19 protein-coding genes and 1 riboswitch are annotated in these 21,118 nt (G+C 38.0%); all 19 genes read right to left on the minus strand.

Annotated features, from left to right (window positions below):
* Positions 1–258 precede the first annotated feature (258 nt).
* Positions 259–1,110 (minus strand): MurR/RpiR family transcriptional regulator, encoded by an 852-nt coding sequence (locus SBH76_RS02325; RefSeq protein WP_007593408.1) that lies wholly within the window; start codon positions 1,108–1,110, stop codon positions 259–261.
* Positions 1,111–1,132: 22 nt separating this feature from the next.
* Positions 1,133–2,017 carry a carbohydrate ABC transporter permease gene (locus SBH76_RS02330; protein ID WP_007593410.1) on the minus strand — a complete coding sequence of 295 codons (885 nt, stop codon included), beginning with the start codon at positions 2,015–2,017 and terminating at the stop codon, positions 1,133–1,135.
* Position 2,018: 1 nt separating this feature from the next.
* Complete coding sequence (locus SBH76_RS02335) at positions 2,019–2,927, minus strand: carbohydrate ABC transporter permease (RefSeq protein WP_007593412.1); 909 nt, start codon at positions 2,925–2,927, stop codon at positions 2,019–2,021.
* 105 nt (positions 2,928–3,032) lie between these two features.
* Positions 3,033–4,394 carry an extracellular solute-binding protein gene (locus SBH76_RS02340; RefSeq protein ID WP_317976648.1) on the minus strand — a complete coding sequence of 454 codons (1,362 nt, stop codon included), beginning with the start codon at positions 4,392–4,394 and terminating at the stop codon, positions 3,033–3,035.
* 39 nt (positions 4,395–4,433) lie between these two features.
* Positions 4,434–5,129, minus strand: coding sequence for an N-acetylmannosamine-6-phosphate 2-epimerase (locus SBH76_RS02345; protein ID WP_317976649.1), 696 nt, complete (start codon positions 5,127–5,129; stop codon positions 4,434–4,436).
* Between the two features lie 282 nt (positions 5,130–5,411).
* A complete protein-coding gene (locus tag SBH76_RS02350; RefSeq protein WP_317976650.1) occupies positions 5,412–6,797 on the minus strand; it encodes an NCS2 family permease in 1,386 nt (461 codons plus the stop codon).
* Positions 6,798–6,925: 128 nt separating this feature from the next.
* Entirely contained in the window at positions 6,926–8,659 is a 1,734-nt protein-coding gene (ade, locus tag SBH76_RS02355) for an adenine deaminase (protein WP_317976651.1), read from the minus strand.
* Between the two features lie 29 nt (positions 8,660–8,688).
* A complete protein-coding gene (xdhC, locus tag SBH76_RS02360) occupies positions 8,689–9,180 on the minus strand; it encodes a xanthine dehydrogenase subunit XdhC (protein WP_317976652.1) in 492 nt (163 codons plus the stop codon).
* Positions 9,161–10,060 (minus strand): xanthine dehydrogenase subunit XdhB, encoded by a 900-nt coding sequence (gene xdhB, locus SBH76_RS02365; protein ID WP_317976653.1) that lies wholly within the window; start codon positions 10,058–10,060, stop codon positions 9,161–9,163. Before xdhB ends, xdhC begins: the two co-directional genes overlap by 20 nt.
* A gap of 9 nt (positions 10,061–10,069) precedes the next feature.
* Complete coding sequence (xdhA, locus tag SBH76_RS02370; RefSeq protein WP_317976654.1) at positions 10,070–12,361, minus strand: xanthine dehydrogenase subunit XdhA; 2,292 nt, start codon at positions 12,359–12,361, stop codon at positions 10,070–10,072.
* A gap of 82 nt (positions 12,362–12,443) precedes the next feature.
* Complete coding sequence (locus SBH76_RS02375) at positions 12,444–13,712, minus strand: amidohydrolase family protein (protein WP_317976655.1); 1,269 nt, start codon at positions 13,710–13,712, stop codon at positions 12,444–12,446.
* Positions 13,713–13,772: 60 nt separating this feature from the next.
* Positions 13,773–13,869, minus strand: a riboswitch (purine riboswitch).
* A 174-nt stretch (positions 13,870–14,043) separates the two neighbouring features.
* Complete coding sequence (locus tag SBH76_RS02380; RefSeq protein WP_317976656.1) at positions 14,044–14,631, minus strand: nucleotidyltransferase family protein; 588 nt, start codon at positions 14,629–14,631, stop codon at positions 14,044–14,046.
* The gene (yqeB, locus tag SBH76_RS02385; RefSeq protein WP_317976657.1) at positions 14,631–15,431 is read right to left on the minus strand and encodes a selenium-dependent molybdenum cofactor biosynthesis protein YqeB; all 801 of its coding nucleotides are present in this window, start codon (positions 15,429–15,431) and stop codon (positions 14,631–14,633) included. Before yqeB ends, SBH76_RS02380 begins: the two co-directional genes overlap by 1 nt.
* Before the next feature lie 14 nt (positions 15,432–15,445).
* A complete protein-coding gene (yqeC, locus tag SBH76_RS02390; protein WP_317976658.1) occupies positions 15,446–16,147 on the minus strand; it encodes a selenium cofactor biosynthesis protein YqeC in 702 nt (233 codons plus the stop codon).
* Positions 16,148–17,527, minus strand: coding sequence for a uracil-xanthine permease family protein (locus tag SBH76_RS02395; RefSeq protein WP_317976659.1), 1,380 nt, complete (start codon positions 17,525–17,527; stop codon positions 16,148–16,150).
* 349 nt (positions 17,528–17,876) lie between these two features.
* On the minus strand, positions 17,877–18,113 hold the full coding sequence (locus SBH76_RS02400; RefSeq protein ID WP_007593434.1) for a putative Se/S carrier protein: 237 nt from the start codon (positions 18,111–18,113) through the stop codon (positions 17,877–17,879).
* Positions 18,113–19,273: an aminotransferase class V-fold PLP-dependent enzyme gene (locus SBH76_RS02405; protein ID WP_317976660.1), complete on the minus strand. Its 1,161-nt coding sequence runs from the start codon at positions 19,271–19,273 to the stop codon at positions 18,113–18,115. The genes SBH76_RS02400 and SBH76_RS02405 overlap by 1 nt, the downstream gene beginning before the upstream one ends.
* Positions 19,273–19,890, minus strand: a complete 618-nt coding sequence (gene yedF, locus SBH76_RS02410; protein ID WP_317976661.1) for a sulfurtransferase-like selenium metabolism protein YedF — start codon at positions 19,888–19,890, stop codon at positions 19,273–19,275. The genes SBH76_RS02405 and yedF overlap by 1 nt, the downstream gene beginning before the upstream one ends.
* Before the next feature lie 9 nt (positions 19,891–19,899).
* Positions 19,900–20,925, minus strand: coding sequence for a selenide, water dikinase SelD (selD, locus tag SBH76_RS02415; RefSeq protein ID WP_317976662.1), 1,026 nt, complete (start codon positions 20,923–20,925; stop codon positions 19,900–19,902).
* Between the last annotated feature and the right edge of the window lie 193 nt (positions 20,926–21,118).

Below are 21,118 nucleotides of genomic sequence, written 5' to 3' on the forward strand. Positions count from 1 at the left end.
AAAAAACTGGTTGGTTTTAGTAACCTTGATGCCCTCTATTTAACCAAAGCTGAAGTCGACAATTTCTTTCAAAACTGCATGCTCTTGGATACCTAGAGTACTAGGTTTTGAGAGAAACGACGGAAGTCAGGTATAATGCTTTTAATATTTTTTTTCAAGCGGATATTTATACAGTAAAATTGAAAATAATATCAAAAGAGCCTGTAAATTACTTTGTCGAGTATAATACAAGCTCTTTACCGAATTTTCATATAATAATTATCTGGTCGGTCTTGACAGATAAAATCTTCTGTCATCTTCTTTCTTATTTAAAGTAGTAACGGTATCCTCCAAGATTGCACTCTTAAAAACAGGATCGATATTTATGTACTCACTGTATATAAGGTCAAGTACAAGTAACATCGGAAACTGTGGAGAAATAAGATTTCCGTTCTCCAAATATTCAAGTGAAGCCACCAATACAACCTCATCACAGAATTCATGTAAATGAGGGTTGTCCGCCGCTGTGAAAAATACGGTCTTCTTGCCTCTGTCATGTGCATGCTTTAAAAGGAAAATAATATCCTCAGTCTTACCGCTTATACTGAATGCGACCACTGTATCTCCGTCTTTTAAAAATACCGACTGCATTCTTATTCTGTCTGAATCCGTAAGAGAGTCTATATCAAGTCCCACTCTCACAAAACGGCTCTCCATTTCACTTGCCGCATATCCTGAACTTCCCTTGCCTACAGCTATGACCTTCTTTGAATTTACAAGCATCTTAACTATTCTTTGTACCTGATCGTTATCAAGCAGTGAATATGCCTTATTCAAAAGATCCTGATATGTATTAAATACATTTTGTGTAGTGCTGTTACCGTTCGGCTTTTTCACTCTTGCACTGTCCAGGTAGGCAAATATAAATTCTCTGAAACCTACAAAGCCGCACTTTTTTGCAAATCTTGAAATAGACGCCTGTGATACATAGAGCTGTTCGGCCACATTCTGGATATTTATATCCATATTTGCATCACATTGTAAAAAATAATCCGCTATCTTTTTTTCAGTATTTGTAAAAAGCGTATATTTTGATTCTATTATCGGAATCACTGATTTTTCGTATATCATTTTCCCCTCTTTCCGCTACTTACTAACCCTTTACAGCACCCAGAGTAATACCTTTTGTAAAGTATTTTTGAAGTGCAATAAACACTATCAGTATAGGTGCTGCGGCCAGTGTAGCTCCCGCCATTATAAGTCCGAAATCTGTCGAGTTTTCTGCTTGTAGTTTAGCAATTCCGAGAGAAATTGTCAAATTAGAAGTAGAACTTAGCATAATAAGTTGCATGAAATAATCATTCCAGCTGTTAATAAATGTGAATATTGCCAAAGCACCCACTCCCGGCTTTACCATCTGGAAAACTATATCAGTAAATGTTTTAAATTCACTTGCACCGTCAATTCTTGCAGCTTCAAGCATTTCTGTAGGTATACCCTCGGAGAACTGCTTCATAAGGAATACACCGAAAGGCCATCCTACGGTAGGAAGTATAACCGCCCATATAGTGTTATAAAGCTTAAGTGCGGACATCTCTCTGATAAGAGGTATAAGAATAACCTGCTTAGGCAATGCCATGGCACATACTATAAGTGTAAAAAGTATAATTCTTCCGTGAAATCTCTTTTTTGCAAGTGCATATCCCGCCATAGATGCTGTAAGGCATGTAAGTACCATGGCCATAACCGCCATAAATACCGTATTTATCATCCATCTTACTGCTGCAGGCGCCATAGGCCCCTTTATGAATCCCAATTCAAATATAGGTGCCGTCTGTCTTGAGAACAGCTTTTTAAAGTTATCAAGTACAAGCTCCTTAGGTATCCAATCAGGTACCGGTGAATTTATTGAAACAGGTGTTTTAAATGCACCTGTAACTATCCAATACAGTGGAAAAACAAAGCAAAACGCCAAAGCTATCAGTACAATTATCGATACAACAGTATACAGTTTTTTTAGTGTATTTGAAGTTTTCATATTATCTCTCCTTTGCCACTCTAAACTGAATTGCAGACAATACCGCTATAAATATTGCAAGTACCACGCCCATTGCATTTCCGTATCCGTATCTGAACATCTTAAATGCCATATAATAGATATAATACATTACAGTATCTGTTGAATGATTCGGTCCGCCTGATGTTAAAAGCTGTATAAGAGCGAAACACTGGAAACTGTTAATAGTTGTTATAACAAGAATATACAATGTTGTAGGCATAATCTGCGGCCATTTGATTTTCCAGAATAATTGCAACTCATTTGCTCCGTCCACCTGTGCGGCCTCAACCAATGAATTATCCACATTTCCAAGTGCGGATACATATAATACTATAGGCTGACCTACAGATGTGGTAAGCAGGATAAGTATGATACATGCCAGAGCAAATCTCTCGTCTCCAAGCCAGTTGATATTTGTTTTTAAAACGCCTGTACCTTTTCCGATATAATTGAAGATACCGTAATAATTATTGTACATCCACTTCCAAACCACTGTAACGGCTACAGAACCGGTAACTACAGGGAGATAAAAGATACATCTGAAAACTGAAAGCACTTTATCATTTAGATTGTATATTACAGATGAAACCCACAATGAAAATATACAAACCACAGGAACTGAAACGATAACAATAACAAAGGTATTTTTAAGTGCCTTTAGAAAAATTCCGTCTTGAAACAGTTCTATATAATTTCCAAATCCGATAAATACATCCTTAGCATCCTTGCCCATTGTAGAATCAAAGAAGCTGGTATATATACATATAATCATCGGTATTATTACAAAACCGATAAAGAATACAAGGCTTGGTAATAAAAACATATAAGCTGAAGCGGTTTCTCTTCTTACCAATTCCTTTGACCTGGTTGTATAAACACCCTTTGCCATGTTTCCCCTTTCTAAAAAATGTTGCTAAAGAAAATCCTTAGCAACATTTTATAACATGTTAGATCACCTAACTATTTTTTAAAGATCAGTATTTTACTACTGTTATTATTGAGCTGCTGCCGCGTTTGCGTTAGTTGTAAATGTTGCGACCTCTGTTGCCACATCGCCGCCTGCACCTATTCTCTGAAGCATGTTCCACCACTCTGTACGAGCTGTAGTCCATCCCTTTGTTACCTGATAGTAGTCACCCATTGAAGGCATGAACTTCTCTTCGAAAAGCTTCATTGCATCAGCTGTCTCTGTTCCCTCATATACACCTGTTACAGAAGGTCTTACAGGGAAGAATCCTGAAGCCTTAACGCTTTCCTTAACCTGTGCCTCATCATTACATACGAAGTCGATAAATGTCTTTGCAGCTTCAATCTTACCTGCATCTCCGTTGTCAAAGATTCCATATCCCCAGATACCGCCGCAAAGCTCTGTAACGCCGTCATCACTTGGGAATAACATAGGTATAATCTCATCACCTGCATTTGTCTTTCCTGCAGGACCGTTATCTGAATTTGTCTGCTGTGATGCATTCCAGCAAAGTGACATTGCCAAAGTACCGTTTCTGAAAAGTGTAATCTCATCACCACCTGCTATAGACGGATCGAAGTTTAAACCTGCCTGATCGACAATTGCCTGTAAAGCTTTCTTGTTCTCTTCAGAATCAACTGTATACTTTGTATGATCCTTATCTGTAAATGTACCTGAGTAAAGATTGTTTACCAAAGCTCTTGTTCCCTGATCTCCACCCTGTGAAACACAGTAGATAGCACCTACATTTTGCTGTCCTGAATCATATACCGCCTGAACAGCCTTAAGGAAGTTGTCTGTTGTCCATGTATGTGTATCCAAATCAAGATACTGTAATGCATCAGCCTTTTCAAACATTGTCTTGTTTACAGCCATACAATGTGCAACCATGAATGCAGGATACTCATAAAACTCACCTGTAGGACTCTTACATGCAGCCTTTACAGGATCATAGATATCTGATGCCGCATCCTTCTCAAACATATCCTTTAAATCAACCATGAGTCCCTTTGCACCCCAGTTTGCTACAAGTCTCTCAGGTCCTTCAAGTACGATATCCGGTGCCTGCTTTCCTTCTATAGCTGTGTTGATCTGGTCATCACCGTTTTGATAGTCAAGATACTCTACAGTTACCTTAATGTTTGGATACTTCTCATTGAACTTTTTGATAATTCCGTCAACTGTTGCAGAGTCTCCCCACTTTCCTACAGGATATGTCCAAAGTGATACCTCAGCAGCATCTCCTGCCGCTTCACTTGCTCCCTCCTGCTTTGTATCCGCCTTTGAATCTGCTGCTGCACTTGTTTGATCTGCCGCTTTTCCTCCTCCACATGCCGCGAGCATACCCGCCGCTGTAAGTGTCAAACCTGTTAACAATAATTTCTTCATATTTCCTCCTTAATGAGTCTTACACTCAAGATTATTCCTTTACACAACCTGTTCAAGCGCCTTTGAAAATTCTTTTGTTATAAGTTGCGGTCTGGTAATAATTGAACCTACAACCACACTGAACGCTCCAAGTTCTATTACTCTCCTACATTTCTCAGGTGTATTGATATTACCCTCAGCTATCACTTTATGCTTTACTTTAGCGAGGATATTTCTCAATATCTCAAAATCGTTCTCCTCAATCCTTAGCCCTTCACTCTCCTTTGTATATCCGACCATAGTAGTACCGATGAAGTCAAAACCTAATTCATCCGCAAAGATTGCTTCCTCTTCTGTAGAACAATCCGCCATAAACAGCTTATCAGGATACTTTGCTCTAACTTCTCCAAAGAACTCCTTTAAGCTTTTCTTATTCGGTCTGAGTCTGTTTGTCGCATCCAGTGCTATTATATCAACCCCCGCTTCTACCAAAGCATCTACCTCGTCCATTGTAGGTGTGATATAAATCTCACTGTCATCATAATCTTTTTTAATAATTCCGATTATCGGCAAATCCACCTGTTTTTGTATCTCCTTAATGTCTACAATAGTGTTTGCTCTGATGCCGCAAGCTCCGCCCATCTTTGCCGCGAGAGCCATTCTCCCCATAATGAAGTCTGAATGTAACGGTTCATTTTCCAGCGCCTGGCATGAAACGATCAGTTTCCCTTTTAGGTTTTTGATTCTGTCATTCATTTTTACTACCTCCATCTGAAAGTATCTTACCATTTCTGAAAATAAATTTCAATACTCCTGTCGTATTCTGTTTCTACTTTCCTGCACTTGCCAAGCTGTTATTAAAAGTAAACATTTTAAATTGTATTTATTTGTGCACAAAGTACTAATATACATATTTATCCCACACTTTCAGATGTTGAAAAATTAAACTTCAACTTTTTGCAAAAAAAGAGATACGAGTCTCCCCATATCTCTTCATTTATTAAAAACTATTCAAGGCAGTGAAAATATCGGTAAAACCTAGAGTAATATATACTTTAATATAAACAATAATGAAAGTATATACATAAGCGGTGTAACCTTCTTAGTTCTTCCTGTTAAGGCATTGATAATTACATATGATATAATTCCCATTGAAATACCCTCTGAAATACTGTAGAAGAGAGGCATTGCAACTATACAGATATAGCAAGGGATAGCCTCTGTCATATCTGAGAAATCAATATGTACAACATTTGAGAACATATAAAATCCTACAACTATAAGTGCCGGTGCAGTTGCAAAAGAAGGTATTGCAAGGAATATAGGTGATAATAACAATGAAGCCGCAAAAAGAACTGCTGTTGTCATTGCTGTAAGACCTGTTCTTCCACCTTCTGAAACGCCTGAAGCGGACTCAACGAATGTTGTAACTGTTGTTGTACCAAGCATTGCACCTGCTGTGGTAGCTACGGCATCCGCAAGTAATGCACCCCTGATATTTGGAAGCTTACCGTCTTTATCAAGCATTCCGGCCTTTGTAGATACACCTATCAATGTACCGATAGTATCAAACATATCTACAAATAAGAATGCGAACATAACTACAACAAACTCCAATGTTGCAATCTTGTGGAACTCAAGCTTGAATAAAACCGGTCCTATACTCGGTATACTGAGTCCGTTTGAAAAATCAGGTAATACACTGTAAAAACCCAGTGCAGGGTTTGGAACATACAAACCTGTAATCTGAGCGATTATACCTAGAACCCATGTTGCCAATATACCGAGTAAGATATTTCCCTTTACTTCTTTTACAACCAGGAATGCTGTAATAAGCACACCGATTATAGCAATAACAACTGTAATACCTGCATCATTTCCTGTAGCAATTACACCTTCAACGCCATGTACCTTGTTGTATCCTCCAAGTGAGAATAATTGTACAAGTGTTTTACCAGCGCCTATAACGATCTTAGCATTTTGAAGTCCGATAAATGCGATAAAAAGTCCGATACCCACACTTACAGCTGATTTTAAGTTTCTTGGAACCGCATTAAAGATAGCCTCACGCACATTTGTAACTGAGAGTGCTATAAATATAATACCTTCTACAAATACCGCTGTAAGAGCTGTCTGCCAGCTATATCCCTTACCTAAAACTACACTATAAGTAAAATATGCATTAAGTCCCATACCCGGTGCAAGTGCAAAAGGATAGTTTGCAAACAATGCCATAAGTGCAGTACCTAAAAATGAAGCTATTGCAGTTGCGGTAAACACGGCACCTCTGTCCATATCTGCATAACTTAAGATATCCGGATTAACTGCTAAAATATATGCCATTGTCATAAATGTTGTAATACCGGCAATAATCTCGGTTTTTACATCGGTTCCGTTTTCTTTCAGTTTAAAAAACTTTTCCATATATAGTCTCCTTTTTTTTATTATACTCCGGTGATACTCGGCCCGGAGTTTTTAGTTTTCTTGTAAGTCAAATTTAATTAAAGATATTTAAGTCTATATATCACTGCCATTCAATATATTTTAAAAATCTAATTTGCCTCAATGTCTATGAACTTATTTTCAAAAATATCAAACACCCCCCTGGCAGTGAGTTTCAACTCGGGAATAACCATAAGTGACATAAATGTGAGTGACATAACAGGTTCAAGACTTTCGTTAACCCCTAATTCAACTACAGCCTTTTTGTGAAGACTTAAAAGTTTCTTTGAAACCTCTTCACCGCTTAAATCACTCATAAGTCCGGCTACAGGTAAAGACAGGCTTTCAATCACCTTTCCATCCTTTACCAGTGCAAAACCTCCACCGTTTTGTTTTACATTTTCTATAGCAAGATACATTTCATCATCATTTACGCCTACGCAGATAATATTATGTGAATCATGTGCTACGGATGCCGCTATGGCACCGCTTTGTATGCCATAACCTTTTATTATTCCCAGTCCGATCTTACCTGTATTGTGATGCCTCTCTATGACCGCACATTTGCAGGCATCTGTGTTCTTATCAAAGACAAAAAGACCGTTTTCATCTCTTTTTATCTTTATCCTTGTTTTCTTTGAAAGCACTCCTCCCGCAATCATTTCAATTGCATAAACCTCATCTGATTTCAGCCACATTTGTAGCATTTCTTTTTTGAAGTTATCCAGATGTACTGTGTTTGATACATCCGTAATATCATGCTTCTTTAATTCTTTCAGATATTCTCCGTCCTCTGCCACCTTTTCACCAAGAATATATACCGACGATACTTTGAAATCTTTCAAATCATCAAATATAACAAGATCAGCTCTCTTTCCGGGAACTATCATTCCTCTATCCTTCAGCCCATAGCAATCACTTACGTTTACAGTAGCCATTGCTATTGCCATAACGGGTGAGATTCCTGCATTTACCAATGTTTTCAGATGGTATTCAAGATGTCCGTCCTCAAAAATAGTCTTCGGTTGTCTGTCATCCGAACATAATAAACATCTCCTGAAATTAAACTCGTTTATTCCCGGTATAAGTGCCTCAAGATTGTGACAGGCCGAGCCCTGTCTTAACTGTACATAAATGCCTCTGCTCAGTCTGTCTTCCATCTCTTCAAGTGTGGAACACTCATGATCTGTATCAATTCCGGCGCAGGCATATGCATTTAATGCTTTACCGAACAGATTCGGGCTGTGTCCGTCTACAATTTTCCCGTGATTCTTTGCTAAAATAAGTTTATCAAGGGCAATGTCGTCATTTTCAATAACGGCATTGTAGTCCATAAACTCACCGAGTCCAGGAACATCTTTTGATACTATATCGTCTGCCATATCTTCAGCCAATATCACACATCCCGCATCCTCCATCTTTGTTGCGGGAACACAGGACGGCATCATATATTTAACTGAAAGGCAGGTGTTTTTTGCGGCCTGCTGCATATAGTGAAAGCCCTTTATTCCGCATACATTCACTATCTCATGAGGATCCGCAATGACAGTGGTAGTACCGTGAGGTACCACCATCCTGCCGAATTCTTCAGGAGTACAGTATGATGATTCTATATGAATATGTGCATCCATCAGTCCCGGTGAAATATATTTCCCTTCTATATTCACCTCTATTTCACCATCATACTCTCCAAATCCTGCAATATATCCTTCAGCTATAGCAAGGTCCGCTTTAAATATTTTTCCGCTGCATACATCCACTATAGAGCCGTTTTTTAATACAAGATCAGCTTTTTTATTCCCATTTGCCACATCAATCAGTCGCTTTAAACTATCTTTGTTCATACTCCCTCCAAAAGCCAAGCTCCTATCGATCAGTCAACGCCAAGTCTCTTCTTCATTGTTTTTTCAACCGCTACAAGTATATTCTCATATCCTGTACATCTGCAAAGATGTCCTGAGAGCAACTTTCTAAGCTCTTCTTTTGAATAGAGTTTTCCGCTGTTAAGAATCTCTGTAGCCGACATTACAAATCCCGGTGTACAGAAACCGCACTGGATAGCAGTCTCATCTATAAATGCCTGCTGCAAATCCGATATCTCACCGTTTGGTCCCATAAGACCTTCAAGTGTAAGGATATCCTTGCCCTCGGCCCATACTGCCAGGTAAATACATGAGTTAAATGTTTCACCGTTTATAAGAACATTACATGCTCCGCACTCTCCTACCTCACAGCCTTTTTTTACGGAAGTAAGTCTATAGTCATTTCTAAGCATGTCTGTAAGTGAGCTTCTTACATCTACCATTTTTTCACATTTCTTGCCGTTGATGGTACAACTGACTAATTTATAACTCTGTCCTGTCATCGACCTTACCTCCTGCCTGCTTTACAGCCTTTTCACAAGCTTTTCTTGCCATAACAACACCGATATGACATCTGAAAGCTTTACTTGCTCTCCATGAATCACGAGGATTGATATCTTCCAAAACTTTTTCTGCAAAAGCCTCTATATTCTCCTCATTAACTTCTTTTCCTCTGATAAATTTTTCCGCTGAAGGAACTCTCATAGGAATAGGACCTGCTACACCGTAAGCTATTCTTACATCCTCAAAGCTCTTTTTATCTTCTGAGAGCTTTACATTTACCGAACAACCGGTAGTAGCAATATCCATTGCCTCTCTCATTGCATACTTTATATAATGACCTTTATAACCTTCATATGCCTTCTTTGGGATAATAATAGCTGTCTGTATCTCTCCCTCTTTTAAATCCACTGTTCCGGCCTTTATATAAAATTCATTTATAGGTACTAATCTTCTGTAGCCCTCTCCGGCTATCTCAACCTGTGCATCCCATGCAAAAAGTGTGGAAGCGGAGTCTGCCGATGTAACACCGTTACATGTATTTCCACCGATAGTTCCTATATTTCTGATCTGCGGTCCACCTATCTGATCCACGGCTTCACCAAGTACATTTATGTATTTTTGTATAATAGGATTCTTTGTAATATGTGAGAAGCTTGTTAAAGATCCTATTCTTATATTTTCATCGGCATCAAGGCAGATACCTCTAAGCTCATCAAGCATATAGATACTTACAAGCTCCTTACCCGCTCTCTTTCCTTCTCTTATCTGTACCAAAACATCACTTCCTCCGGCAATAACCTGTGAGCCCGGATGTTCTTTTAAAAGTCTGCAAGCATCATCTACGCTTGTCGCCTCATATAAAGCTTTTATATCGTACATTTCTTCCTCCTACTTAAGTAAACCTGCTTTGTCAAAATATTCATACAGTTTTTCCGGACGTAAAGGTAATTCATTAACACCTACACCTGTAGCATTCATAATAGCATTTCTTATAGCCGGTGCCACAGGACAAACCGGTGGCTCACCCAATGATTTTGTACCGAATGGTGATGTAGGCTCAGGATTTTCAATGAACGCCGTCTCAAGATGTGGATGATCCATACATGTAGAAAGCTTATAATCAAGCAGGTTATCATTTAAGACTTTTCCTGTCTTCTTATCTACAAGCTGTACCTCCGAAAGTGCATATCCTATACCCATACTCATACCGCCCTCAACCTGTGCCTTAGCAAGTGCAGGGTTTATAAGCTTACCGCAGTCATGTACATTTATTATCTTTGTGAGCTTTGCTTTACACATATCTATATCAACTTCAACCTCTGCAAAACAGCATCCGAATGAATATGCATTTGACTTAATCTGTGCTGTAGACTCCGCTGTAATATGTCTGCTGTCACTTAGAGAATAAAGTGCTTCTGTAGCCAGCTCTCTTAATGAAATAAGCTCTCTGTTATCTGTAGTTCTTATTATCATAGAATTCTTTATATCTGTAATTGCCGGTGGCATATTTGTCAAAATATAAGCATAGTCAAGAATCTTCTGCTTCAAAAGTCCTGCTGTCTTTGCAATAGAGAAACCACCTACATAGGTCTGTCTTGAAGCATATGAACCTGTACCGAAAGGTGTAATATCTGTATCCTGGTTTGAAACAACATGCACTTCATCCGTGCTGATTCCAAGAACTTCTGCAGCCATCTGTGAGAATGCCGTATCAGCTCCCTGTCCTATCTCAGTCTCACCAAGCTGTAATGTTACAGAACCGTCCTGATTGAGTACCATTCTTGATGATGACGACTCAAGTGATATAGGCCAAACCGCAGTATTATACCAGAATGCAGCCATTCCTATACCTGTTCTTACTCTGCCTGTCTGTTTTGAAAGCTCTTTGACTCTGTTATCATAGTCCATATAAGCTTTACCTTTTTCGATACATTGTCTGAATGTATCATAGTAGTTTTCATTCTTTGAAAAAGCGTCCTTATATCCCTGCGGCATAAGATTCTTAAGTCTGAAGTCGATAGGTGGAATACCCATTATCTTCGCTACATCTTCCGTATGAGACTCTACCGCAAACATAGCCTGTGGAATTCCGTATCCTCTCATAGCTCCCGCTACAGGTCTGTTTGTAAATACCGTATATGCATCACCTTCAACATTATCACATGGATAAAGCTGTGGGAAAGCTCCGAGTCCCTTTGCCGCGATAGAATGTCCGTGTGAAGCATATGCACCCTGATTTGAGAATGCTTCTATCTTTCTTGCGGCATACGTACCGTCTTTTCTTACATGTGAAATTATATGAAACTTTATACCATGTCTTGTTCTGTTTGCGAAGAAAGTTTCCTCTCTGCTGCAATCAAGCTTTACAAGATGTCCTCCCACCTGTAATGAAAGGAATGCACAAAGCGGCTCATACAGTATATCCTGCTTATTTCCGAATCCACCACCGATATAAGGCTTAATAACTCTTACATCTCCCCAAGGAATACCGAGAGCCTGACCTACAACTCTTCTTGCAATATGAGGAATCTGTGTAGAAGCTACTATCGTAATTCTTTTGCCTTCTGCATATGCGTAGCAGATAAAGTTCTCTATATGGCAATGCTGTACAGGTTCGGTATTATACCATCTGTCAACTACCGTAAGGCCCTCTTCTTTGATTGCCTCAGCATAATTGCCTCTGCTAAGACTTGTGTGCTTTAAAATATTGTTAGGGTAATCCTTATGAATCTGTGGTGCACCGTCCTTCATAGCTTCCAAAACATCTGTAACCACAGGGTACTCTTCATATTCCACCTTTATAGCTCTGAGCGCCTGATTTGCAGCCACCTCATTTTCAGCTATAACAGCCGCAACATCATCACCGTAAAACTTAACTTCATCAGTGAGAAGTAATCTGTCTGCAACGTCCTGATGGCTTACGTCTGTAGACCATGGATGTCCTGCTGTAGGGAAGTAATTTCTATACTGTCCGAGATCAAAACAAGTGACAATCTTAACAACTCCCTCAATCTTCTCCGCCTCACTTGTGTCAACAGAAAGAACTTTTCCGTGAGCTATTGTGGAATGCACTATTTTTGCCACATATGCTCCCGCATCACATAAATCGTCAGTATATTTTGTTCTACCTGTGACCTTGTCAAACGCATCCACTCTGTTGATGCTTTTTCCAACCTCCATATTATTTCCTCTCTAATTTAGTATTTTATATTATTTAATTTATATACCTTTCTCGTCCTTATAAGTTGATAAAAATATAAAATTAAAAAGTAACTGTTTTTTGTCCGGATACATATTTTGCTCTCAATGAGCATTCATCCGACAGATATAAGAATCTTTCAAATCTCTTTCTTATATCATCAATATCCTTATTCAATTCCTCATCATTTATTACAAGCATATCCGCTTCAAACCCTTCTTCAAAGGCTCCCACCTTTCCAAAGTAACTTCCGGGGATTCTTGTTGCCACAGCAAATGCCTCGGCAAGCTCCAAAGGTTTTGAATTTTTATCTATATATCTCCAATAAAGCTTTGAAAGCCCTATTGCTTCTACCGCCTGGTTTAATATATTCAGCGAGTATCCCGCCGCTATATCACTTCCAAGCCCTACTTTTATACCATTATCAAGAAATTTCCTTATAGGTGCTATTCCCGATGACAGACATATATTTGACTGTGGACAATGAGCTACATACACATTCTTCTCCTTTAAAAGTTCAATCTCCTTATCATCAGAGTATACACAATGTGCCATAACCGTGTCTACCTTACTTTTATTCAGATTACCTCTTTTATTGTAAGCATCAAGGTATCCGTCCGAGTCCGGACAAAGCTCCCTTACCCATTCGACTTCTTTCAGATTTTCCGATAGATGTGACTGTAAGCCGTAAGTATCTCCCCTAATCTTTCCAAGTTCTTTCATCAGTTCATCACTGCAACTGGGAATAAATCTTGGAGTAATTATCGGTTTTATATTCTTATATCTGTCTTTACAGATATCAAGCCATTTAACTGTGGAATCTATAGATGACTCTGTAGTTTCAATAAGTTCATCTGTAGAATTTCTGTCCATGTTTACCTTACCTACAAAACATTTCAATCCGCTCTCTTCCAGCATATCCATCAACAGTATTGTAGCATCCGTATGCAAGGTCGCAAATACTACCGCTCTTGTGGAATAACTTTTAGACAATGTATCCACGAATTTTTTATAGGCTTTTTTTGCATATTCTATATCCTTGTATTTGGCTTCTTCGGGAAATGTATATGTATTGAGCCAATCTAAAAGTTCCATATCCATTCCAAGCCCTCTGAAGGCAAATTGAGGTGCATGAAGATGCATATCTATAAGTCCCGGTAATATCAAAGAATCTCCGTAATCTTCTATCTCCTCATTCTTTAAAGCATCAGGAAGCTCGTCTTGCAAATATATTTTTGATATAACGCCGTTTTCAACTACTAAAAAACTATTTTCTCTTATCCTGATCGTACCTTTTTTTGTACAATCCACCAAATTTCCTTTAACTATCATATTCTCCCCTAATAAAAATATGAGGTGTCTTCCATTGTGCATGGAAACACCTCACTCCACCCACAATTTCTGTGGGCCTATAGTCAATTATTACGGTAATTGGTAGAGACGCTCAACCGATTATGAGCTTATATTAGGCCTCTAAATCAATATTTTTATGTATTTCTTCTAAAAGAACACATTCAAATATAACTCAAGTATCAATTTATATATAAAGGATATCACCTAATTAATTTTTAGTCAAACTTTTTTAGAGTTTTTTATATGAATTATGCCCTATATTTATTTGAATTATCAATATATATATAAGAATTGTACTATTCTATTTTTATCAATGTATTTTATCAAGTACATAATAATAAGTTTCTTTCGTATCAATATCCAAAAGTTCGTCTTCATTTTCTATATCTACAAATAAAACCTCACAAATATGCGCTTTTATAAGCTTTTTGCCGCCTTCTTCTTCTCCAAGTAAAAGCAGTTCATCAAAATACTCACTGGAAAATATACATGGGTTTCCAAGCCTGTTTTTACATCTTACACTACTTATAGTTTTATTCGATTGTTGAAATTCATCTATTATCTTTGTTATTGTCTGTGATCTTAATAAGGGCTGATCACAGACACCGAATAATACACTTCCTGAATTCTCAATATTTTTAAGTTTACTAACCGCAAGCTTAATTGACCTTGATTTTCCAAGCTCGGGCTTATCATTATATATGGTTATAAATCCGTTCTTTTTATAATAATCTAAAATCTCGGTATCCTTACTTACTATTATCTTATTATCAAAGTCATATGCTCTCTTATATATTTTTTCCATATATTTATAGAGCTTAACACCTTTGATATCTGCCAGAAGCTTGTCACCGCCGAATCTTTTACCTTCTCCGGCAGCCAGAATTACCAAATCCATCAAGCTCTCCTGCCGCTTATTTTACTAAGTATTGCTTCCAGTACCCCGCCTCCTATGGCACTTGCCTTATCAGATACGGTGAAGCAATATTCCTTTTCTGCTCTCGGATCCACATCACCGGATTTCATTCCTGTCTTTACTTTTACACCGTCTTGTAAAAGTCCTCTGACAATACCGTCAATGTTCGCATATACAGGTGTTTCATCACAGTATGCCAACAAGTCTCCTGCCTTTACATAGTCTCCGATATTTACCTTTGCCCTAAACACTCCGTCTGCAGTTGCTCTTATTATTCTTTCCACAGTGTATCCGCCTATATTTCCGGGAACTCCTGTATTCGGATAAGCACTTCCGCTCCAAAGTACTCTGCCGAGATTATGTCCTCTTTTGGTTTCAACTACGGCATGACAGTCAACTCCGGCCTCAAATCCCGGTCCTACACCTATTACAATATCCGCATCGGTTATTTTGGTACCTATATTTGTCTTTGCGATAATTGCATCCACTATAATATCGGGCTTATATTCCTTCATGATTTCACCGCTTGGATCCACTATCACAGGTATACATCCCGACTCAATTACAGTATCAATCATTGAGATATTTTCACAGAGCTTGCCTGTTATACCTTCAACACTTGTCTCACCTGTATAAACGGCAGGTGAGAATGCAACCGTTCTTCTTACCGTAGTAGGTACGGCAATATCAGACATTACTATATCAAACCCCGACCTGTACAATCTTAAAGCAATTCCTGTTGCCAGATCTCCGGCACCCCTTATCCAAATTTTTTTATCCATCATAAACCTTCTCTCTAGGCTAAAAATTCAAAATCACAAAACTCTCTGTTATTATTATATGATGTTATTGAAACCTTAAAATTTTTAAAACCGTTTGCTTCACAGAAAATCTTTATATATTTTTCAACTTCTAAAGCCTTCCTCACATCTTCTTCAGTGTCGGCCTTATTTATAATAAATAAAGTTTTTCTGTTGTTTACACCTTTAAACTCCGCCCTCTCATCTGTAAGAATCCTTGCGGCATCTTCCGTACTGAGAACATGATTCTCATCCCATCCGAAAAGCTTAACAGCTCTTTCATACCTGAAGCATTTTTCACTTATCTTTTTTCCGACAGCGTCAATACCCATACATACTATGCAAATATCGGTATTTTCAGGTATTACAGGTTCCCCTTCTCTTGGAATTTTTATCGGTAAACGCTTTGCTCCGTCAGCCTCAACCAATACTATATCGGCATATTTATTAAAATCCCTCACCTCTATTATATCAAGAGATGATAATTTTTCACCTACATCTTTTCCTATAACCACAGGTTCATCCTTAAACTCAACTTTTTCAAGCTCTTTTGCAGAATCTATTTCAATATATTCTTCCGGCTTTATTATATGAGTTGTTGTTGTTATAACCACTTTTTTGCCTCTTTTAGCAAAATATCTCCCTATATAAAACATGGTGGTGGTTTTTCCACCACCACCGACTAATGAAATTATCATTTATTGCATACCTACCAATTTCTTTACATCCATATCCTTAGGCAATACGAAATTTAATAACATTGAAAGTACAAACACGCCTGCCACCGAGTTACCTGCAAAAATATCTCCTATAACCTTTGGGAAATAATCAAATATACCCGGTGTCTGAGTAAAACCTATCCCTATACTTATAGCCAATGCTACAATTACAGTATTTCTTTGGTTAAATCCGCATTTTCCGATCATGTTCATACCGCTTACTACGATAGTACCGAACATCATTATCGTACATCCGCCAAGTACAGGTTGCGGCAATGTTGAGAAAAATGCTCCTATAGGTGGGAACAAACCTGCAAGAATAAGTGTAAGTGCACCGAACATGATAGTAAATCTGTTTACCACCTTTGTCATTGCTATAAGCCCTACATTCTGTGAGAATGATGTTATAGGAGTACAACCGAACAATCCCGATACGGCACTTAGAAATCCGTCACATGCAAGCGATCCCGATACTTCCTTCTCTGTAATATCTCTGTCAAGTCCTCCTGCAACTACTGCAGTTGTATCACCGATAGTCTCTGCCGCGGATACAAGGAAAACCACCACTATAGATAAAATTGCACTTATATTGAATATAGGCTTATATGGTAATATTCTCGGTAATGCTATGAAGCCTACTTCATTTATTGTTTCCGCAAAATGTGAAAAATCTACGATTCCAAATATAAAAGAAGCTATATATCCAACTATAAGACCGAACATTACGTTTAGCTGCTTCCAAAATCCCTTTGCAAGTGAACTGAATATTATACATGATATAAGTGTTATAAGTCCTACAAGCATATATTTCGGAGCACCGAAATCATCAACATATCCGCCTCCGAAACTTTTTGCTCCTACTCCAAGCAACGAAAATCCGATTGTAGTAACAACACTTGCCGAAACTATAGGTGAGATTATCTTCTTCCAATATTTGTAGGTCAAACCCAGAGTACCCTCTACACATCCTCCGACTATTACCGCACCTATCATCGTCTGGTAATTAAAGTTCGAGGCAATGTAGGTCAAAGTTGCAACAAATGTAAAGCTTACACCCATTACTACCGGCAGTCTTGCACCTATTCTCCATACCGGATACAGCTGAATCAATGTACCCAGACCTGCTATAAACATAGCACTTTGTAAAAGTCTTGCAAGGTCAACTCCGCTGATACCGGGTACATCGCTTCCAAGCAACTTTGCAACGCCGCATACCATAGCTATCGGAGCCAGGTTTGAAACGAACATGGCCATAACATGTTGCAGTCCGAAAGGTATAGCTTTTGCCACAGGAACTCTTCCGTCCAATTTGTAAATATTGTCAATACTTACATTTGAAACTTTTGTCTTTTCACTCATTTTAATCCTCCTTAAAAAAGACATTTATTTTTACATCTCTTAGAGATGAAATGTACTAAGGATCAATATTTAGATTCCTCATTGTTAAAAATATATCAAGAAAAAGGGTTTAAATACGCATCAGATATTCTCTGATGCGTCAAATATCTACATATTCATTGTTTAATTGTAAACTTTCCTTTGGTATATTTAATAAAAAATATCGTTACAGCTTTTATTTTTTATATACTATCATTTTTTCTTGCAAAAATCAATCTAAATATTATTTTTTATGAGCAAATCATACTATTTTTTAGACTAAACATGTTAATAATTTACATATTTGTTTAACACTGTTTATTATATAGTTTTAATGCCAAACCTTACTTGCCTTATCATACAGAGGATTTTCTTTCTTAATCAAGTTATCTATCAAATCCGCCGACTCAAAAGGAACACACCATGCCAAACCGCAACCTGAGGAAAGTTCTTTCGGAACGGGTATCAGCCTTCCCGGTACATTTTCTTTTGCACACAGACTTTCAAATGCCATTGCGGCTGTGGTGGTTTGAAAGGTCACTATATATTTCCAACTTTTTTCTCTCATTATTCTTCCACTATTTCTTTTATCGCTTTTATAACGGCATCTATTTCTTCCTCGGTATTAAAATATGAGAACGAAAATCTTGCTATTCCCTCGTCCACTGTTCCAAATGCCTTATGCATCAAGGGCGCACAGTGAGCACCTGCCCTTATCGCTATATCATAGTCCTCACCAAGATAATCGGCCAGATCTCCCGAATGGATTCCGTCTATGTTTAACGGCAAAATACTCCCATGCCTTATAAACTCCGGTTCTTTTTCAAATTCAGAACAGTCAGTGTAGAACTTTATTCCCTTTATATCCTTTATACCCTTATAAAGCCTTTTTAGCAGATACATCTCTTTTTTATGTATATTTGTTATTCCGACTTCATTTATAAAATCAATTCCGGCACCAAGTCCCGCAATACCCATAATATTTAATGTACCTGCTTCAAGCCTTGTAGGATACTCATCAGGCTGCTCCTTATTAAAGGATTGCACACCGCTTCCTCCTACCTTAAAGGTATCTATCAAAATATCGGAATTTATAACTATACCGCCTGTACCTCCCGGTCCGAACAGCCCCTTATGACCTGTAAAGCAGAGGATATCTATCCCCGTTTTATTCATATCTATCTTGATATTTCCGGCACTTTGAGATACATCCACTATAAAATACAGGTTATTTTTTTTTGCTATTTTTCCGATATACTCTATATCCGCTATTTCACCGGACACATTTGATACATGGTTTACAATTATAGCCTTTGTATTTTCTTTTATATGCTTTTCAAATTCATCATATTTTAATTTGCCGCTTTCATCTGTTCCGATAAAATCAATGCCTATATTCCCGGTTTTTTCAAGCTTATAGAGCGGTCTGAGCACGCTGTTATGCTCCGTTACCGTACTTATTACATGATCTCCACTGCCGAACAGTCCGAACAATACGATATTTAAACTCTCTGTAGCATTGGATGTAAAAATCACTTTTGAAGGGTCGCCGCTTCCGAAAAATCTTGAAATTTTTTCTCTTGTTTCATAGACCATTCTACCTGAATCAAGCGCGGCCCTGTATGCACCTCTTCCGCTGTTTCCATAGGATGTAAGCGCATGGTTTATAGCTTCTATTACATTTATCGGTTTTTTGAATGTAGTGGCGGCATTATCCAGATAAATCATTATGGTCTGATTACAAGATCGGCTTCCATGAGATAACTTACAATATCATACATATTTGTCACCTCACCTACTAAAAGCTTCTCACTAAGTCCGTAATTGTTAAGGCATGCACCACATGAATAGATTTTTGCACCTGCTTTCTCCAAAACCTTCAAATCTTCAATACTTGCAGAACCCTCTGTAGTAATTCTTACACCTGTATTGTAGAACAGGATTTTTGCAGGCGGTATATCCTGTGAACTGAGAGCATAGATAAAGCCCTTTAAAAGAGTCTTACTGAACTCTTCATCACCGTCACCCATCTTATCGGAATCTATTACAACAATTGTTTCTTTTAATTTTATTTCATCAGACTTTACTGCTGTCTTTGTAACAGGTTTAGCCTCGGAAGCTTCTCCACCGTTTACATTGACGGTAACGATATACTCCGTATTTGACTTTTTCTCAAAAGATGCCTCATACTCTTTTTGCTTTGCCATCTTTAAAAGATTCTGTACCGCAATCTCATTATCAACACTTACCTCTACCACTCCGCTTCCGCCAAGTTCTCTTATCGCATTCTTTGTCTTAACCACCGGTATCGGACATGCATCACCTATCGCATTTACTTTAATCATATTTTCCTCCTATTTATAAGCTACTTTTATAGCTGTATTTTCTTTTTCTTTTATTTCTCCTACTATTGCAGCAGGCATACCTGCTTCTTTTAATTCATTTAAAAGTGCATCTGCCTCCTCTTCTCCAACAGCAAGCAAAAGTCCGCCTGAAGTTTGAGGATCAAACAGTATCTCTTCCATAGCAAAAGGAACATCCTCAAAAATCACATTTTCACCGACATGATTTCTGTTTCTCTGTCCTCCGGCAGTGATGAGGAATTCATCCGCCAAAGCTTTTGCGGCTTCAAATACCGGAATCTGTTTTGCATAAATTTGACAGGACTTATCATCACCCATCATTTCCATAAGATGCCCCAAAAATCCGAAACCTGTTACATCGGTGCATGCATGAATATCATACTTTTTTGATATTTCACAGGCATATTTATTTAAAGTCCTCATAGAATCAACAGCTTCATTTAAGGTATTCTCATCCGCCTCACCTATTCTTGCGGCAGTACATATAATTCCCACTCCAAGTCTTTTTGTAAGTATCAGTCTGTCTCCGGGTTTTCCGGTATTATTTGAATAAATCTTCTTAGGATTTACTATCCCTGTAACACTGAGACCGTATTTTACATCTGTATCATCTATTGAATGTCCGCCTGCAAGTACACCGCCTGCTTCTTTTACCTTTTCAAGTCCGCCTCGCATTATCTCTCCAAGGATATTTAAATCACTGCTTTGCGGAAAACATACTATATTGAGTGCTGTCTTTACCTCACCGCCCATGGCATATATATCACTTAAGGCATTTGCTGCCGCTATCTGACCGAAAGTGTAAGGATCTTCCACCATCGGCGGAAAAAAATCAAGTGTTTGAACAAATGCAATGTCGTCAGTAAGCTTATAAACCGCCGCATCATCCTTTGCATCAAAACCCACCATTAAATTTTTGTCAAAATTTTGCTTTGGCAATCTCTCAAGTATATGGCTGAGTATTCCCGCTCCCAGTTTTGCGGTACAACCTCCGCCTTTGCAGTAAAGTTTTTCCATATTGCCTCCTAATATATAACTTATCTATATCGTCAATATATAAACTAATGACTATTATAACCCCTTTATATTGATTTTCGCAATCAAATCGGACAAACATTTTATATAATGTAACATTCGTTAACAAATGAAAGATTTATGTAATATTTAAATCAATTGAACAAAATTTATTTATATGTTATAATTTTAAACC

The organism is Lachnoanaerobaculum sanguinis, assembly GCF_033242365.1.
GTDB lineage: Bacteria > Bacillota > Clostridia > Lachnospirales > Lachnospiraceae > Lachnoanaerobaculum > Lachnoanaerobaculum sanguinis.

Excerpts from the sequence above, each read along its gene's own strand:
- SBH76_RS02325 (WP_007593408.1), bottom strand. The coding sequence starts at position 1,110 with ATGATATACGAAAAATCAGTGATTCCGATAATAGAATCAAAATATACG.
- SBH76_RS02330 (WP_007593410.1), bottom strand. The coding sequence starts at position 2,017 with ATGAAAACTTCAAATACACTAAAAAAACTGTATACTGTTGTATCGATA.
- SBH76_RS02335 (WP_007593412.1), bottom strand. The coding sequence starts at position 2,927 with ATGGCAAAGGGTGTTTATACAACCAGGTCAAAGGAATTGGTAAGAAGA.
- SBH76_RS02340 (WP_317976648.1), bottom strand. The coding sequence starts at position 4,394 with ATGAAGAAATTATTGTTAACAGGTTTGACACTTACAGCGGCGGGTATG.
- SBH76_RS02345 (WP_317976649.1), bottom strand. The coding sequence starts at position 5,129 with ATGAATGACAGAATCAAAAACCTAAAAGGGAAACTGATCGTTTCATGC.
- SBH76_RS02350 (WP_317976650.1), bottom strand. The coding sequence starts at position 6,797 with ATGGAAAAGTTTTTTAAACTGAAAGAAAACGGAACCGATGTAAAAACC.
- ade (WP_317976651.1), bottom strand. The coding sequence starts at position 8,659 with ATGAACAAAGATAGTTTAAAGCGACTGATTGATGTGGCAAATGGGAAT.
- xdhC (WP_317976652.1), bottom strand. The coding sequence starts at position 9,180 with ATGACAGGACAGAGTTATAAATTAGTCAGTTGTACCATCAACGGCAAG.
- xdhB (WP_317976653.1), bottom strand. The coding sequence starts at position 10,060 with ATGTACGATATAAAAGCTTTATATGAGGCGACAAGCGTAGATGATGCT.
- xdhA (WP_317976654.1), bottom strand. The coding sequence starts at position 12,361 with ATGGAGGTTGGAAAAAGCATCAACAGAGTGGATGCGTTTGACAAGGTC.
- SBH76_RS02375 (WP_317976655.1), bottom strand. The coding sequence starts at position 13,712 with ATGATAGTTAAAGGAAATTTGGTGGATTGTACAAAAAAAGGTACGATC.
- SBH76_RS02380 (WP_317976656.1), bottom strand. The coding sequence starts at position 14,631 with ATGGATTTGGTAATTCTGGCTGCCGGAGAAGGTAAAAGATTCGGCGGT.
- yqeB (WP_317976657.1), bottom strand. The coding sequence starts at position 15,431 with ATGGATAAAAAAATTTGGATAAGGGGTGCCGGAGATCTGGCAACAGGA.
- yqeC (WP_317976658.1), bottom strand. The coding sequence starts at position 16,147 with ATGATAATTTCATTAGTCGGTGGTGGTGGAAAAACCACCACCATGTTT.
- SBH76_RS02395 (WP_317976659.1), bottom strand. The coding sequence starts at position 17,527 with ATGAGTGAAAAGACAAAAGTTTCAAATGTAAGTATTGACAATATTTAC.
- SBH76_RS02400 (WP_007593434.1), bottom strand. The coding sequence starts at position 18,113 with ATGAGAGAAAAAAGTTGGAAATATATAGTGACCTTTCAAACCACCACA.
- SBH76_RS02405 (WP_317976660.1), bottom strand. The coding sequence starts at position 19,273 with ATGATTTATCTGGATAATGCCGCCACTACATTCAAAAAACCGATAAAT.
- yedF (WP_317976661.1), bottom strand. The coding sequence starts at position 19,890 with ATGATTAAAGTAAATGCGATAGGTGATGCATGTCCGATACCGGTGGTT.
- selD (WP_317976662.1), bottom strand. The coding sequence starts at position 20,925 with ATGGAAAAACTTTACTGCAAAGGCGGAGGTTGTACCGCAAAACTGGGA.